The organism is Streptomyces sp. NBC_01092, assembly GCF_045039535.1.
GTDB lineage: Bacteria > Actinomycetota > Actinomycetes > Streptomycetales > Streptomycetaceae > Streptomyces.
Window position 1 is genome coordinate 4,141,773 of sequence record NZ_CP108659.1, and the last position, 14,449, is coordinate 4,156,221.

14 protein-coding genes and 2 tRNA genes are annotated in these 14,449 nt (G+C 70.8%); 9 read left to right on the top strand and 7 right to left on the bottom strand.

Going from position 1 to position 14,449, the window contains the following annotated elements:
- Positions 1-121: 121 nt before the first annotated feature.
- Both OG254_RS18595 and OG254_RS18600 read left to right on the top strand, forming a co-directional pair.
- A complete protein-coding gene (locus OG254_RS18595) occupies positions 122-1,093 on the top strand; it encodes a D-2-hydroxyacid dehydrogenase (RefSeq protein WP_405583152.1) in 972 nt (323 codons plus the stop codon).
- 23 nt (positions 1,094-1,116) lie between these two features.
- Complete coding sequence (locus OG254_RS18600) at positions 1,117-2,508, top strand: amidase (protein ID WP_405583154.1); 1,392 nt, start codon at positions 1,117-1,119, stop codon at positions 2,506-2,508.
- Here OG254_RS18600 and OG254_RS18605 read toward each other — a convergent pair.
- Both OG254_RS18605 and OG254_RS18610 read right to left on the bottom strand, forming a co-directional pair.
- A complete protein-coding gene (locus tag OG254_RS18605; RefSeq protein WP_405583156.1) occupies positions 2,489-3,076 on the bottom strand; it encodes a hypothetical protein in 588 nt (195 codons plus the stop codon). The two genes, OG254_RS18600 and OG254_RS18605, sit on opposite strands and share 20 nt — an antisense overlap.
- 34 nt (positions 3,077-3,110) lie before the next feature.
- Positions 3,111-3,608 (bottom strand): DUF3830 family protein, encoded by a 498-nt coding sequence (locus tag OG254_RS18610; protein WP_405583158.1) that lies wholly within the window; start codon positions 3,606-3,608, stop codon positions 3,111-3,113.
- 47 nt (positions 3,609-3,655) lie between these two features.
- Between OG254_RS18610 and ehuB the strand changes: the two genes are divergently transcribed.
- From ehuB to OG254_RS18640, 6 genes are all read left to right on the top strand, one after another.
- Complete coding sequence (ehuB, locus tag OG254_RS18615; protein ID WP_405583160.1) at positions 3,656-4,573, top strand: ectoine/hydroxyectoine ABC transporter substrate-binding protein EhuB; 918 nt, start codon at positions 3,656-3,658, stop codon at positions 4,571-4,573.
- Complete coding sequence (gene ehuC, locus OG254_RS18620) at positions 4,570-5,310, top strand: ectoine/hydroxyectoine ABC transporter permease subunit EhuC (protein ID WP_405583162.1); 741 nt, start codon at positions 4,570-4,572, stop codon at positions 5,308-5,310. The genes ehuB and ehuC overlap by 4 nt, the downstream gene beginning before the upstream one ends.
- The gene (ehuD, locus tag OG254_RS18625; RefSeq protein ID WP_351189833.1) at positions 5,307-5,957 is read left to right on the top strand and encodes an ectoine/hydroxyectoine ABC transporter permease subunit EhuD; all 651 of its coding nucleotides are present in this window, start codon (positions 5,307-5,309) and stop codon (positions 5,955-5,957) included. The genes ehuC and ehuD overlap by 4 nt, the downstream gene beginning before the upstream one ends.
- Before the next feature lie 10 nt (positions 5,958-5,967).
- Positions 5,968-6,744, top strand: coding sequence for an ectoine/hydroxyectoine ABC transporter ATP-binding protein EhuA (gene ehuA / locus OG254_RS18630; protein WP_405583164.1), 777 nt, complete (start codon positions 5,968-5,970; stop codon positions 6,742-6,744).
- Between the two features lie 177 nt (positions 6,745-6,921).
- Positions 6,922-7,686, top strand: a complete 765-nt coding sequence (locus tag OG254_RS18635) for an IclR family transcriptional regulator (RefSeq protein WP_405583166.1) — start codon at positions 6,922-6,924, stop codon at positions 7,684-7,686.
- A 102-nt stretch (positions 7,687-7,788) separates the two neighbouring features.
- A tRNA-Lys gene (locus OG254_RS18640) sits at positions 7,789-7,862 on the top strand.
- A 164-nt stretch (positions 7,863-8,026) separates the two neighbouring features.
- Here the strand turns inward: OG254_RS18640 and OG254_RS18645 are convergent.
- The 5 genes from OG254_RS18645 to OG254_RS18665 all read right to left on the bottom strand — a co-directional run bounded on the left by OG254_RS18645 (position 8,027) and on the right by OG254_RS18665 (position 13,642).
- Positions 8,027-9,721: an AMP-binding protein gene (locus tag OG254_RS18645; RefSeq protein ID WP_405583168.1), complete on the bottom strand. Its 1,695-nt coding sequence runs from the start codon at positions 9,719-9,721 to the stop codon at positions 8,027-8,029.
- A 40-nt stretch (positions 9,722-9,761) separates the two neighbouring features.
- Positions 9,762-10,229 carry a DUF3592 domain-containing protein gene (locus OG254_RS18650; RefSeq protein ID WP_405583170.1) on the bottom strand — a complete coding sequence of 156 codons (468 nt, stop codon included), beginning with the start codon at positions 10,227-10,229 and terminating at the stop codon, positions 9,762-9,764.
- 91 nt (positions 10,230-10,320) lie between these two features.
- Positions 10,321-10,926 (bottom strand): lytic polysaccharide monooxygenase, encoded by a 606-nt coding sequence (locus OG254_RS18655; protein WP_351189846.1) that lies wholly within the window; start codon positions 10,924-10,926, stop codon positions 10,321-10,323.
- 130 nt (positions 10,927-11,056) lie between these two features.
- Positions 11,057-12,187, bottom strand: coding sequence for an SPFH domain-containing protein (locus OG254_RS18660; RefSeq protein ID WP_351189849.1), 1,131 nt, complete (start codon positions 12,185-12,187; stop codon positions 11,057-11,059).
- 81 nt (positions 12,188-12,268) lie between these two features.
- Positions 12,269-13,642 carry a peptidoglycan-binding protein gene (locus tag OG254_RS18665; protein WP_405583173.1) on the bottom strand — a complete coding sequence of 458 codons (1,374 nt, stop codon included), beginning with the start codon at positions 13,640-13,642 and terminating at the stop codon, positions 12,269-12,271.
- Positions 13,643-13,827: 185 nt separating this feature from the next.
- Between OG254_RS18665 and OG254_RS18670 the strand changes: the two genes are divergently transcribed.
- Positions 13,828-13,901: transfer RNA gene (locus OG254_RS18670), tRNA-Lys, on the top strand.
- The last annotated feature ends 548 nt before the right edge of the window (positions 13,902-14,449 follow it).

Sequence of the window (14,449 nt, forward strand, 5' to 3'; positions counted from 1 at the left end):
GTGGTCAAACCTCGCATGTCAGACGGCCGTTTCCTTCAAGTAAAACTCTAAGAAACGGCGCCCGCATACCCCCGCAAGCACTGGCAAAGCGCCCCCTCACACCCCGGAGAAGCGACCTCGAATGACCTCACCCGCCTCCGCTTCCGGCCCGCCGCCCACGCTTCTCGTCCTGGACGCCGATCCCCTCCCCCGCCTCGGCCGCCTCACCGGCCGCGCCCGCGTCGAGCACGCGGACGAGTCGACCCTCGCCGAGCGGCTGCCGCGCGCCGACGTCCTGCTGGTCTGGGACTTCACCTCGCACGCCGTGCGCGCCGCCTGGCCCGGCGAGGGCCCGAGGCCACGCTGGGTGCACACGGCGAGCGCGGGCGTGGACCACCTGATGTGCCCGGAGCTCACCCTGTCCGACACGGTGGTCACCAACGCGCGCGGGATCTTCGACCAGCCGATCGCCGAGTACGTCGCCGCGCTGGTGCTGGCGATGGCGAAGGACCTGCCGCGGACCCTGGACTTCCAGCGCGCGCGGCAGTGGCGGCACCGCGAGGGGCAGCGCGTGGCCGGCACGCGCGCGTGCGTGGTCGGCTCCGGTCCCATCGGCCGGACGATCGCCCGCACGCTGAAGGCCCTCGACATCACCACCGCGCTGGTCGGCCGGGTCCCACGCACGGGCATTCACGGCCCGGACGATCTCGACCGGCTGCTGTCCCGCGCCGACTGGGTGATCGCGGCCGCGCCGCTCACCGAACAGACGCACGGCATGTTCGATCTGCGCCGCTTCGGCGTCATGCAGCCCTCGGCCCGGTTCATCAACATCGGACGTGGGCAACTGGTGGTGGAGGCGGCGCTGGCCGAGGCGCTCACCAAGCGCTGGATCGCGGGCGCCGCGCTCGATGTGTTCGAGCACGAACCCCTCACCCCGGTCAGCCCGCTGTGGGAACTGCCGGGGCTGATCGTCTCCCCGCACATGAGCGGGGACACCGTCGGCTGGCGGGATGAACTCGGCCGTCAGTTCGTGGAGTTGTACGAGAGGTGGGAGGCGGGCAGGCCGCTGCTGAACGTGGTCGACAAGCAGCGTGGGTACGTACCCGGACGCTGACGTCTACGGCTGGAGGGCGACGCATGACGGACCTGACCGAACTGACCGCCGTACAACTCCTCGACGGCTACCGCGCGGGGGAGTTCAGCCCCGTCGAGGCCACCCGTGCGGCCCTGGAGCGGGCCGAGCGGATCCAGCCGGAGGTCAACGCCTTCGTACGGCTCACCGCCGAGGAGGCCCTCGCGCAGGCCGGCGAGTCGGCCGAGCGCTGGCGGCGCGGCGAGCCGGCCGGACTGCTCGACGGCGTCCCGGTCACCGTGAAGGACATCCTGCTGATGCGCGGGGTGCCGACGCTGCGGGGCTCGAAGACCATCGCCGAGCAGGGGAGGTGGGACGAGGACGCCCCTTCCGTGGCCCGGCTGCGGGCGCACGGCGCCGTCTTCCTCGGCAAGACGACGACCCCCGAGTTCGGCTGGAAGGGCGTCACCGACTCACCGCTGTCCGGCGTCACCCGCAACCCCCTGGACCCGACCCGCACCGCGGGCGGCTCCAGCGGCGGCGCGGCGGCGGCCGTGGCGCTCGGCGCGGGACCGCTCGCGCTGGGCACGGACGGCGGCGGCAGTGTCCGTATCCCGGCGGCGTTCTGCGGCATCTTCGCCCTGAAACCGACCTACGGCCGGGTCCCCCTGTACCCCGCGAGCGCCTTCGGCACCCTCTCGCACGTCGGCCCCATGACCCGTGACGCGGCCGACGCGGCCCTGCTCCTGGACGTCATCGCCGCGCCCGACTCCCGCGACTGGTCGGCGCTCCCGCCGGCGCCGGGCTCCTTCGCCGAGGCCCTGTCGGGCGGGGTCCGCGGCCTGCGCGTCGCCTACTCCCCGTCCCTCGGCGGCCAGGTGGCGGTGCGCCCGGCCGTCGCGGCGGCGGTGCGGCGGGCGGTGGAGCGGATGGCGGCGCTGGGGGCGTACGTCGAGGAGACCGACCCCGACTTCACCGACCCGGTGGACGCCTTCCACACCCTGTGGTTCACCGGGGCGGCCCGGGTGACCCAGCGACTGGGGCCGCACCAGCGGGAGTTGCTCGACCCGGGTCTGAGGGAGATCTGCGCGGCCGGCGCCCGCCTGTCCGCGCTGGACTATCTGGCCGCCGTGGACGTCCGGATGGCACTGGGCCGGCGGATGGGCCGCTTCCACGACGCCTACGACCTCCTGCTCACCCCGACCCTCCCGATCACGGCTTTCGAGGCGGGCGCGGAGGTGCCGAAGGGCTCGGGGCACCGCCGATGGACCGGCTGGACGCCGTTCACCTACCCCTTCAACCTGACCCAGCAGCCGGCGGCGACCGTCCCGGTCGGCACGGACGGGGACGGCCTGCCGGTGGGCCTGCAGATCGTGGCCGCCCGGCATCGCGACGATCTGGTGCTGCGGGCGGCGCACGCGCTCTACGAGGCCGGGGTCACGACCTCCGGGGCCTGACGGGCGTACCGGTGTCGATCACCTCGACGGGGATGTCCCGCAGTTGTTCGACGTAGGCCAGGAGTTCCTCGTTCAGACGCGCTCTGGAGTCGTAGAGGTCGTCCTTCCAGCCCAGCGCCGCACGACCGCCCAGATCGTCCTCGACGAGCAGCGCCCGGCCGTCGGCGTCGGCGCGCCCTGCGTGGTGGTCGCGCAGCACCTCCGTCACCTGCACGAAGGCACCGAACTGGTTCGATCCGATCCAGAGTCCACCACCCAGAAGGTCGTCGGAAGCGGCCCTCGCCTCGTCCCGCATGGCGTCGGCCTGCGCGAGGAACCGCTCCGCGTCCAGGGCGCGACCGGCCTCCAGGTCGGTGAGAGCGCGCCGCAGGAAGTCGTGCCAAGCCCGGATCGCCGTGCGAGCCCGGGCCACCCGCTGCAACTGCACCTGAGTTGCCTCACGGTCGGCCCGCGCCCGCTCCTGCCGGGCGATCTGCCGCTGATGTGCCAGCGGCCCGAGGAACATGGCGAGGGCCGAGATCAGCGCCCCGACGACACCACCGAGCAGCCCGGCGATCGTGTTCGACATGGCCACAAGTCTGGCCGAGGAGAGCTGAGTTACGTCACTCGATCCGCCGGAACCTCAGGGACTCCCCCAACGCCCCCGACCGCCACAGGTCGTTGCACCCCTCGGCCATCTCCTCCAGCCCCTCCACCACCTGACCCCAGACGATGCCGGGCACCCAGCCCACGTCGCCGTTCAGGAGCAGGTTGTTGCGTTCGTAGAACAGGGCCAGGTCGACCACCGTGGTGCCGGGGCGGACCTCACGGTCGTAGCCGTAGGACTTGGTGCCCAGTTCCGTACCGGCGAAGGCGAAATAGCACAGATCGCCCGGAATGGGGGTGACCGTCGGGTTTTCCAGCGGCGGCTCCGTTTCCGCGAAGGGCGGGAAGAGGGCGTAGATCTCGTTTCGGGCGTATTTGGCGTGGTAGACGTCGCCGGTCAGGGGCAGGGCGTCCCAGACGGCCGCGCAGGTCAGCGGGGCGCGGTCGTCCAGGAGTTTGGCCTTGCAGTGGACCCCGCGCTTGACCAGTGACACCTCGATGAACCGTTCAGTCATGCATTCCAGAGTGCATACATCGCATGCTCTCGGGTAGCCGCGCCGCCATGGCTCCACCTAATGGGAACGACAGACTCACACAAGGGACCACGCGCCGGTCGCTGCTCGCGGGGGTGGCGGCGCTCGGTGCGCTGGGGGCGGCCGGCTGCTCGCGAGTGGCCACGGCATCGACCACGGAAGGCGGCGATCTGCTCGAACGGCTGAAGGCCGCGGGCGTCGTACGCCTCGGTATCGCGGGGGAGATCCCCTTCGGCTACATCGACAAGAACGGCGAGCTGACCGGCGAGGCGCCGGAGCTGGCCAAGGTCATCTTCAAGCGGCTGGGCGTCGACAATGTGCAACCCGTGCCGACCGAGTTCGGGTCGCTGATCCCCGGGCTGAAGTCACAGCAGTTCGACGTCGTCGCCGCCGGGATGTACGTCAATGCCGAGCGCTGCGAACAGGTCATCTTCTCCGACCCCGACTACCAGATGCTCGACTCCTTCATCGTGCGCAAGGGCAACCCCAAGGGACTGCACGACTACAAGGACATCGTCGAGAAGGGCGCCAAGTTCGCGACCGGGACCGGCTATGCCGAGATCCAGTACGCCGTCGAGGCGGGGTACAAGGAGAGCGACATCCTCATCGTGCCGGACCAGGTCGCGGGGCTGAACGCCGTCGAGGCGGGACGCGTGGACGCCTTCGCCGGTACGGCGCTGACCACCCGTGAGGTCGTCAAGAAGTCGGCCAAGGCGGAGTCCACCAAGGCCTTCGCGCCCCTCGTCGAGGGCGAACCGCACGTCGACGGCGGCGCGTTCGCGTTCCGGCCGACCGAGACAAAGCTGCGGGACGCCTTCAACATCGAGTTGCAGAAGCTCAAGAAGAGCGGGGAGCTGTTCCGCATCCTCAAGCCCTTCGGCTTCACGGAGGCGGAGATGACCGACCTCACCGCGAAGGAGCTGTGCGGCGGAGGGAAGAGCGGATGACCTCGGGACTCTGGGAACTCGTACTCAAAGGGATCTGGATCACCGTCCAGCTGCTGGTCCTGAGCGGACTGCTGGCCACGGTGGTCGCCTTCGGCGTCGGCATGGCCCGCACCCACCGGCTGTGGATAGTCCGCTTTCTCGCGGGCGTCTACACCGAGGTGTTCCGCGGGACCTCCGCCCTGATCATGATCTTCTGGGTGTTCTTCGTGCTGCCGGTCGCGTTCGGCTGGCAGCTGGTGCCCCTGTGGGCGGGCACGCTCGCGCTCGGACTGACCTACGGGGCATACGGCGCCGAGATCGTCCGCGGCGCCCTCAACTCCGTCGACCCGGCGCAGCGCGAGGGCGGCATCGCCCTCAGCTTCACGCCGTGGCAGCGGATGCGGCTGATCCTGCTGCCGCAGGCGGTGCCGGAGATGATCCCGTCCTTCACCAACCTGCTGGTGGAACTGCTGAAGGGCACCGCGCTGGTGTCGGTGATGGGCATGGGCGACCTGGCCTTCAGCGCCAACCTGGTGCGGCTCGCGCTCCAGGAGAGCGCGGAGATCTACACGTACGTCCTGCTGATCTACTTCGTCATCGCCTTCCTGCTCACGCGGGGGATGCGCGGACTGGAACGCAAACTCAAGGCAGGGCTGGGCAAGTCGGTCGGGCGCACGCCCGAGCAGGAGCTGCGCCGGCCTGAGACGACCGGCGTGGGCGCGGCAGGTGCCATGGGCGCGGGAGGTGCCTCGTCATGACCTGGGACTGGAGCGCTGTCGCCGACTTCATGCCGCGATTCTGGGACGGACTGCTGGTCACCCTGCAGATCCTGGCCCTCGGCTCGCTGATCTCGTTCGCGCTGGGCCTGGTGTGGGCGCTGCTGATGCGCACGCCGAGCCGCTGGGTGCGCTGGCCGGTGGGGGCGGTGACGGAGTTCATCCGCAACACCCCGCTGCTGGTGCAGCTGTTCTTCCTCTTCTACGTGCTGCCCGAGTGGGGCGTCACCGCCTCGGCGCTGACCACCGGCGTCTTCGCGATCGGGCTGCACTACTCGACGTACACGATGCAGGTCTACCGGGCCGGCATCGAGGCGGTGCCCGCCGGCCAGTGGGAGGCCGCGACGGCGCTGAACCTGCCGATGACCAAGACGTGGCAGGTGGTGATCCTGCCGCAGGCGATCCGCCGGGTCGTGCCGGCCCTCGGCAACTACGTCATCGCGATGCTCAAGGACACCCCGATCCTGATGACCATCACGGTCATGGAGATGCTCGGCGAGGCGCGGCTGTTCGCGCAGGAGAACTTCCAGTTCACCGAGCCCCTGACGGTCATCGGAGTGGCCTTCATCGTCATCGCCTATCCGGCCTCCCTTCTCGTACGAGCCCTGGAGCGACGCCTTGTCCGCTGACACCCCTCTCATGAAAGAACCCGACGCGAGCGCCAACCCGCCGGTGGACGGCGGCGAACTGATCCGCTTCGACCACGTCACGAAGCGGTTCGGCTCGAACACGGTCCTCGACGGGCTCGACTTCTCCGTCGACTCCGGCAAGCACGTCACCCTGATCGGCCCGTCCGGCTCCGGCAAGACGACGATCCTGCGGATGCTGATGACCCTGACCAAGCCCGACGAGGGCACGATCACGGTCGCCGGTGAGCAGCTCTTCCCAGCCCCCGAGAAGCAGATCCGCGAGGTCCGCAAGAAGATCGGGATGGTGTTCCAGCAGTTCAACCTGTTCCCGAACATGACCGTGCTGCGCAACATCACCGAGGCCCCGGTCACCGTCCTCGGCATGGCCAAGGACGAGGCGGAGGCACGGGCCCGTGAGCTCCTCGACATGGTGGGCCTCGCCGACAAGTGCGACGCCCACCCGACCCAGCTGTCCGGCGGCCAGCAGCAGCGGGTGGCGATCGCGCGGGCGCTGGCCATGCGGCCGCAGGTGCTGCTGCTCGACGAGGTGACCTCGGCTCTGGACCCGGAGCTGGTCGCGGGCGTCCTGGACCTGCTGCGGGACATCGCCCGCACCACCGACATCACGATGCTCTGTGTGACCCACGAGATGAATTTCGCCCGGGACATCTCGGACCAGGTCCTGATGTTCGACTCCGGCCGGGTCATCGAGTCCGGCTCCCCGGAGAAGATCTTCAACGACCCCGAGAACGACCGCACCCGGGAGTTTCTCAGCGCTGTGCTGTGACGACTCGTTCGGCTCATGACTTTGGCATATGCCAGGGTGCTAGCACCGCAGTTGAGGACGTCGCAATCTCGTCAACAACCGCTCACTACAAGCCTCTTGCCCGCTATCGTGAAGGAGACTGACAGACAGACTCGAACCCCGCCCGATGAGAAGCGACGTGCGACCGCAGGGGGAACCGTGGCGCTGCAGCACGAGTCGACGACGCCGTACCACTCGGTCCAGGACGCCCTGCGCGTCCTGGAGACCGTGGCACGGCACAGCACCGGAGTCACCGACACCGAGCTCGCCCGGCACACAGGCATCGGCCCGGAGCGCCTGACCGGCCTCCTGCGGATGCTGCGCCGCGAGGGCTACGTCGAGCAGGTTGCCGACGGGGCGTACGTCACGGGCGACGCCCTGGCCCGCCTCGGTTCCGCCCAGGGCCGTGAGCAGGCCCTGCGGGACACCCTCCAGCAGACCCTGGACCGGCTGCGGGACTCGGTCGGCGCCGCCGTCTACATCAGCCGGTACCTCGACGGCGAGGTCAAGATCGACCAGTTCGCGGCCGGTCCTGCCACTCCCGTGGTCAACGAGTGGGTCGACTTCCGCTTCTCCGCCCACGCCACCGCCATAGGCAAGAGCCTGCTGGGCCAGCTCGACCACAACGGCCGGCGCGACCACCTCTCCCGGCACAAGATGGCCCGGCTCACCTCGCGCACGATCACCAACGACAAGGTGCTGCTCTCCCGCCTGGAGTCCCAGCCGCCGACGGTCCCGCACCTCGACCTCCAGGAGTACGCGGTGGGCACGGTGTGCGCGGCCGTCCCGATCACGGCCGGCTCCTCGGTGGGCTGCCTGGCCCTGTCGCTCCCGCTGGAGCACGCGCACCGGCTGCGCCAGGCGGCGGACACCCTGAACCGCGGCGCGACGCCGGTGCTGCTGTCGCTCGCGATCCAGTCCTGACCGGCCGAGCCCGGCGGTGGTCCGAAGCACCCCCGCGGACCAGGTAGTATTTTCTCGTCGCCAGCCGCGAAGAGCACGAAATACGCGGCCGGCGCGAGTCATGCGCCGCTAGCTCAGTTGGTTAGAGCAGCTGACTCTTAATCAGCGGGTCCGGGGTTCGAGTCCCTGGCGGCGCACCTCAGAAGGGCCTCTCGTGGGAGCGAGGGGCCCTTCGACGTATCCCAAGGCAAGGCCTCCCCCCTTCGAGAAGAGCGGCGAAGGGACGGCTGGGGGTCCGGGGGTTATCCCCCGGAGAATGCAGCATCAGCGGGTCCGGGGTTCGAGTCCCTGGCGGCGCACCTCAGAAGGGCCTCTCGTGGGAGCGGGGGGCCCTTCGACGTATGCCCAAGACCTCCGCAGGTTGAGAAGGGCCTCTCGTGGGAGCCGGAGGCTCTTCGACGTATGCCGCGACCTCCGCCTCCGTCAGGCTTCGATACGTCCGCTCCCCCGCCGGCCGCCACCACACCGGGTCGGTGCACCGCAGCCCCTCCCGTCTGAGCCCCGCCCGATGGATCTTGTTCGTGGCGGTCACCGGCATCCGCTGCACCACCCGCACGAACCGGGGCGCCATCTTCGTCCCCAGATCCGGTTGGGCGAGCAGGAACCCGGTGAAGGCCACCGGGTCGAACTTCCCCGCGATCGTCGCCATGACCTGGTCCCCGGTCACCGGATCCGGCACCGCGTACACGGCCACGGCGTCCGCGCCCTCGTACCGGGCGAGGATGTTCTCGATCATCGCGGCGGACAGGTTCTCGCCGTCGACCCGGAGCCGGTCGTCGGCGCGTCCCGCGAAGTACAGATAGCCGTCGGCGTCCCGGCAGAACAGGTCCCCCGTCCAGTACCAGCCCTCCCGCCGCCGCTCGGCCTCCGCCCCGGGATTGCGCCAGTACCCCTCGAAGGGGTTCGGCCCCCGGTTGACCAGCTCCCCGATCGCGGTGTCCCCGTTGACCAGCCGTCCGCCCGCGTCGAAGACGGCCGGCGGGCATTGCGCGCAGGTCTCCGGGTCGAGTACGACGAGCCCGGGCCCCGCCCGTCCCACGGCCCCCGGCGGCGTCCCCGGCGACCACTGCACGGCGGCCCCGCCCTCGGACGAGCCGTACCCCTCCACCAGCCGCACCCCGAACCGGCGCTCGAACGCGGCCGCGTCCACGGCGCCCGCCTCGGTGCCGAAGCCGAGCCGCAGCGCGTGGTCCCGGTCGTCGGGATGCGGTTCGGTGGCGAGGAGGTACTGGATCGCCCGGCCCACGTAGGTGAAGTACGTCGCCCCATACCGCCGTACGTCCGCGAGGAACCCCGACGCCGAGAACCGTCGCCGCAGCGCCACGCCCGCGCCGGCCGCGAGGGCGGGTGCCCAGTCGGCGATCACCGCGTTGCCGTGGAACATCGGCATGCAGATGTAGTGCACGTCGTCGGGGCGGACCCCGAATTGGTCGGCCAGCGAGCGCCCGGCGGCGGCCAGCCGGCCCTGGGTGCAGATCGCGGCCTTGGGGGCGCCGGTCGAGCCGGAGGTGAAGTAGAGGAGAAGCCGGTCGTGCGGGGTGGCGTGGGAGGGGTCGGGGCGGGCGTCGGCGTAGGGCGCGAGCAGGGCGTCGTATTCCGGCGTCCCGGTCAACAGCAGCCGTACGCCGGGCAGCTCCAGGCCGTCCAGCAGCGGCAGTTGGGCTCGCTCGGTGATCAGGACCCGGCACTCGGTGTGCAGGATGTCGCGGGCGAGTTCGGGGCCCCGGCGGGTGGGGTTGATCCCGGCGACGGCGGCTCCGGCGAGGGCGGCCGCGCCGAGCCACAGCGGGTACTCGGGGGTGTTGTCGAGTAGCACGCCGATGTGCGGCTCGGCGCCCGGTGGCAGGAGGTCGGCGAGCAGCGCGGCGCGGGCTGCCGACCCGGCGGCCACCTCGTGATGGGTGAGCGCCTCCCCGTCGAACCACAGGCCCGGCCGGTGGTCACCCCACCGGGCCGCCACGAGCTCCGCGACCGTGCGTCCCGTAGTGGACTCCATGAGGGCGCACAGTAATTGACGCACCGTCAGATGTGGAGGGTCAGAAGCCGTTCATCGCGTCCATGCCCGAGGACATCTCCGTGTAGGTGACCATGAAGCCGGCGCAGAACAGCACGACCACCCCGAGGAACACGAGGATGCCGACGGTGGCCGCCGCCTGCCTGCCATGGCTCGGGCGGTGGGCCGTGGCCACCACCTGGGGGCCGTCGGCGTAGTACACGGTCACGACGTCACCCTCGACCGTCGTGCCGGGGCCGCCCTCCTCCTCGAAGCGGATGGGCCGGCCGTCATGGGTGGTGAACTCATAGACGTGGTGCAGCGTCGTGTGCACCCGGGAGTCACCGCTGCCGCCATGGGTCGTCGTGTACATCCGCAGACAGCGCCCCTGCGCGGTCAGCCCGCTGTTCCAGGCGCTGCGCATCTGCAGCGAGCGGCGCACCACCCTGTACGCCATGAACAGAGCCACAGCCATGATCAGGCCGGGTGCGGCATAGAAGAGCACGTCCATCGTTCAACCCCCGAGGTCGATCCGCCGACCCCGTGCGGCCGGCGTGGGAGGAACCTACCCACGCCGGCCTGGGTGCTGACTCAAGAGAACCTCAGAACGTGACGTCCGAGCACGCGTAGAACGCGTTGCTCGTGTCGGCGATCGTCCACACCGCGAGGATCACGTGGTGTCCACTCAGCCCGGACGGCAGGGTGCCGCTGTGGGAGAGCGTGGACGGCGGCCGCTGCCCGTTGTACGGGATCGTCAGGAACGGAGTGAGGTTGAGGTCGGAGCGGGCCAGGTTGTGGTTCTGGTTCCAGCCCGGCTTGGTGACGTAGTACTTGAAGTCGGTCGTGGCGTGCATCGCGGTGAACTGCCACCGGAAGGTGTAGCTCTGACCGCCCGACACCCTGGTGGTGGGCCAGGCACCGCCGGACGGCGTGTTCGGCGCGCTGAGCTGGGAGAACTGACCCAGTCCCGCGTTGCAGATGGATCCGTCGGCCGGGCCGGAGCCCGGGAAGCCCTTCGGGCCCTCGACGCTCTGCGGCTCCCACTGGATGGAGCCGCAGTTGGTCACGGTGCCGTTCTGGCAGAGCTTCTGCCGGCTGATGGGGAGGTCGGTGTAGCCGTGGCTGCTCGCGCCTCCGGCGGAGAGCACGAGGGCCCCGGCGGTGCTGAGTCCGAGTGCGGCGGCGTACCACTTGGCCTTTCTGCGCATGCTGCTGCTCCTGGGAACGTGGGGGAAGTTCGGCGAGCTTGCAGGTCTAGACCAAGTCCCAGATTATTGCTGACTGTTGAACATGTCCATACCAATCGAGGGACATGTTCGAGGGGCCGTCAGGGGGCGTTCAGATCGCCGTCTCGCCCCGCCCCGCGCAGAACGCCACCGTCAAGTCCTTGACCAGCGCCTTGCGTTCGTAGTCGTCCAGCTCGACCAGGCCCCGCATGGTCAGCCGGGTCACCGTGTCCTCCACCGAGTCGACGACCGAACCCACCATGGTGGCCCGGTCCCGTGCGTCCAGCGCGGCGATACGGCGGCGGTGCATCGCGGCAGCGACCTCGGGCGCGTACTCCATCCGCACCGGCCGCACCGAGAACACCTCCAGGCCGACCCCCGCCGCGTCCCGCGCCACCAGCCGGGTCAGCGCCTCCCCGGCCGCCTCGACGGAACCCCGCGGGCCGCCCGGCATCTCCACCGGCACCCGGGCCAGCGCCGCCTCGACGCACTCGCGCAGGTACGACTCGTGGTCCTCCACCCCGAGCAGCGCCCGCGCGGTGTCCTTCACCCGCCACACCACCAGGACGACCGCCCGCAGCGCGACCCCGTTGCCGTCGGCCGCCGGCATCGGCTCGCTGCGCCAGTGCCGCAGCCGTACGTCGACCCGGCGGCGCAGCAGCAGCGGGTTGACCCACATCAGACCGGTGCGCCGGACCGTCCCCCGGTAGCGGCCGAACAGCCCCAGCACCCAGGCCCGCCCGGTCCGCCCGCGGGCCAGCCCGCCGAAGCCGAGCAGCCCGAGGCCCCCGGCTCCCGCGTATGCCGCCCACTGCGCCGGGCCGAGTCCGGCCCCCGCCGACACCGGCAACCCCAGCGCCGCCACCGCCGGCTGCGGCAGCACCCCGGCCCACCACGAGGCGGCCAGGCACCCGGCCGCCCCGCAGGCACCGGCGAGCACACCCGCCGCCCCGGGCAGCACCCGCGCGGGCCGCTCCACCAGATCGGGGTCGACCTCCGGTTCGGGACGCGGCTTCGGCTGGACCGGGCGGCGCAGGCGCGGCTGCTCCCCCGTGCCCTGCCGGCGTGCCACGACCGTCGGTCTGAGCGGCACCGACACCGGGCCCGCCTCGTCGCGGAACAGCAGATGGACGGGGATCTCGGTGGTCGCCTCGTTCTGGATCAGCCGCCCGGGCCGCACCGGCACCTCGGCCGGCCCCCCGAGCCCCTCGGGCTCGGGCGTGTGAGAAGTGGTCGTGGTCATGGGTGCCTCCAGCCTCCGCGCCAGATGCGTCACAACTGTGGTCGCCGGGATGTCGGGATGTCGGGATGTCGGGATGTCGGGTTACGAGAACAGCCGCCGCCAGGTCTCCGGCCCCGGATAGCCGTCGGCCGCGCCGCCCCGCCAGCCCTGGGAGCGCTGGAACGCCTCGACGGCACGTCGGTCCGCCTCGCTCCAGCGCGAACCCGGCCCGGTCTTGTAGTGCTTGCCGAATCCCCTCTTCACCAGCTGCTGGCCGAGCTGGGTGATGAACTCGTTGTCGGCGCCCTGCCGGAACAGCGCCCTCCCCGGATAGCCGGGCACCCCGTGCGACGACGGCTGCTCGGGTGGGCGGGCGCCGGTCGCCCCGGCCGGGATGTCCTTGCCCTTGCCCGCCGCCAGCAGCGCCCACGTCGACGGCCCCGGCAGCCCGTCCGCGTCCTGGCCCCGCCAGCCCTGCGCGAGCTGGAAGGCCTGGGTGGCCCTGCGGTCCGCGTCCGACCAGCGCGGGCCCGGGCCGGCGGTGTAGTACCGGCCGGCGCCGCGCTCGACGAGCAGCCGGCCCAGCTGGGTGACGTGCTTGTTGTTGGCCCCGGGGCCGAAGTGCGCCGGTCCCGGGTACGGCGTGGGGCGCGTCGGCCCCTCCGGCTTGGCGGTGTCCGGCTTCCCGCCGCCCGGCCGCTCACCCTCGGGCTGCTCGGCGTCCGGTTTCTTGCCCGACGAGCCGCCGCTCGTGAGTCCCTTGTAGCGGTAGGCGACGTAGCGGTCGGAGTGGTTCCAGTAGGCGTACGGGGTGGCCTGCCGCCGGGCGTGCGGGGGAGCCTCCTCGTAGGCGGTGTAGTAGGTCTGCGTGTAGTCCGTCCAGCCGCCGAAAATGACTACGTGCGAGCCTTTCTGGGGGTCGGCGGGATTATGGAAGAGCAGAATGTCGCCGGGTTGCAGTTCCTCCCGGGAGATTCGCACGCCGTACTGGTCGAGGCTGCCGGTCCATTCGTTTCCGGGCAGGCTCCAGGCCATCGAGACGAAGCCCGAGCAGTCCTGCCGGTATCCGTCCGACCAGTACCGGGACATGCTGTACGGCACCTTCGCCGCGACCCAATTCTTGGCCCGCCTGATGATCTCCGCGCGGGTGGTCGCGGGCGCCTTGACGGCGCCGGCGGGCTTGGCCGGCCTGCCGCCCGGTCCGTGCAGCGGTGCCTTGCCGCCCTGGGGCGTGCTGGGCTCGTCACCTGCGGGAACGGCCGGTCGGTCGAGGGTGTGGGGGGCGGCGAGAGCCGGGGCCGTGTGGCCGACGGCGACGGTGGTGGAGGCGGCTGCGGCGAGGATCAGCGCCCGGGTGGCGGCCGGGTGGCGGCCGGCCGTGGAATGCGGCAGGACGCGCTGCCAGTGGGCGCATCCGGGGCAGTCGCAGTCACTCGCCGGATCGAATTCCTCGAATACCGGAGACCGAGCCTCCATGCGATTCCCCTCACACTCCTGTTGGAAATGTCCGCGGCTGTACACACCGTCAGTTTCACAACTGTCTTCCGGACTCGCATGTTGACGGTCCGAATGGTTTACAAGGGCCCGCGCTCCCCCCGCGCCGCCCGGCCGCGCGGTCCGGGGCACCCCCAGAGGTCATGTAGAGTTAACGCCGTCAGCACGCGCCGCTAGCTCAGTTGGTTAGAGCAGCTGACTCTTAATCAGCGGGTCCGGGGTTCGAGTCCCTGGCGGCGCACAGACAGTGAAAGCCCCTCGCAGCTGCGGGGGGCTTTTCGCATTCGGGGTCAGTCCACCGCGGCCTCCCGCGCATCCCGGGTCCTGCAGGCGCGGCTGGGGGTCCGGGGGTTATCCCCCGGAGAATGCAGCATCAGCGGGTCCGGGGTTCGAGTCCCTGGCGGCGCACAGACAGTGAAAGCCCCTCGCAACCGCGGGGGGCTTTTCGCATTCGAGGTCAGTCCCCGGCGGCCTCCCGGGTCCTCCCCGGGGCCTGCAGGTGCGGCTGGGGGTCCGGGGGTTACCCCCCGGGGAATGCAGCATCAGCGGGTCCGGGGTTCGAGTCCCTGGCGGCGCACAGACAGTGAAAGCCCCTCGCAGCTGCGGGGGGCTTTTCGCATTCGAGGTCAGTCCCCGGCGGCCTCCCGGGTCCTCCCCGGGTCCTGCAGGCGCGGCTGGGGGTCCGGGGGTTACCCCCGGAGAATGCAGCATCAGCGGGTCCGGGGTTCGAGTCCCTGGCGGCGCACAGACAGTGAAGGCCCCTCGCAACCGCGGGGGGCTTTTCGCATC

What these genes read in the sequence shown, in the direction of transcription:
- ehuA (WP_405583164.1), top strand. Translation starts at nt 5,968, where the DNA reads ATGAAAGAACCCGACGCGAGCGCCAACCCGCCGGTGGACGGCGGCGAA.
- ehuD (WP_351189833.1), top strand. Translation starts at nt 5,307, where the DNA reads ATGACCTGGGACTGGAGCGCTGTCGCCGACTTCATGCCGCGATTCTGG.
- OG254_RS18605 (WP_405583156.1), bottom strand. Translation starts at nt 3,076, where the DNA reads ATGTCGAACACGATCGCCGGGCTGCTCGGTGGTGTCGTCGGGGCGCTG.
- OG254_RS18665 (WP_405583173.1), bottom strand. Translation starts at nt 13,642, where the DNA reads ATGGAGGCTCGGTCTCCGGTATTCGAGGAATTCGATCCGGCGAGTGAC.
- ehuB (WP_405583160.1), top strand. Translation starts at nt 3,656, where the DNA reads ATGGCTCCACCTAATGGGAACGACAGACTCACACAAGGGACCACGCGC.
- OG254_RS18610 (WP_405583158.1), bottom strand. Translation starts at nt 3,608, where the DNA reads ATGACTGAACGGTTCATCGAGGTGTCACTGGTCAAGCGCGGGGTCCAC.
- OG254_RS18650 (WP_405583170.1), bottom strand. Translation starts at nt 10,229, where the DNA reads ATGGACGTGCTCTTCTATGCCGCACCCGGCCTGATCATGGCTGTGGCT.
- ehuC (WP_405583162.1), top strand. Translation starts at nt 4,570, where the DNA reads ATGACCTCGGGACTCTGGGAACTCGTACTCAAAGGGATCTGGATCACC.
- OG254_RS18655 (WP_351189846.1), bottom strand. Translation starts at nt 10,926, where the DNA reads ATGCGCAGAAAGGCCAAGTGGTACGCCGCCGCACTCGGACTCAGCACC.
- OG254_RS18645 (WP_405583168.1), bottom strand. Translation starts at nt 9,721, where the DNA reads ATGGAGTCCACTACGGGACGCACGGTCGCGGAGCTCGTGGCGGCCCGG.
- OG254_RS18595 (WP_405583152.1), top strand. Translation starts at nt 122, where the DNA reads ATGACCTCACCCGCCTCCGCTTCCGGCCCGCCGCCCACGCTTCTCGTC.
- OG254_RS18600 (WP_405583154.1), top strand. Translation starts at nt 1,117, where the DNA reads ATGACGGACCTGACCGAACTGACCGCCGTACAACTCCTCGACGGCTAC.
- OG254_RS18660 (WP_351189849.1), bottom strand. Translation starts at nt 12,187, where the DNA reads ATGACCACGACCACTTCTCACACGCCCGAGCCCGAGGGGCTCGGGGGG.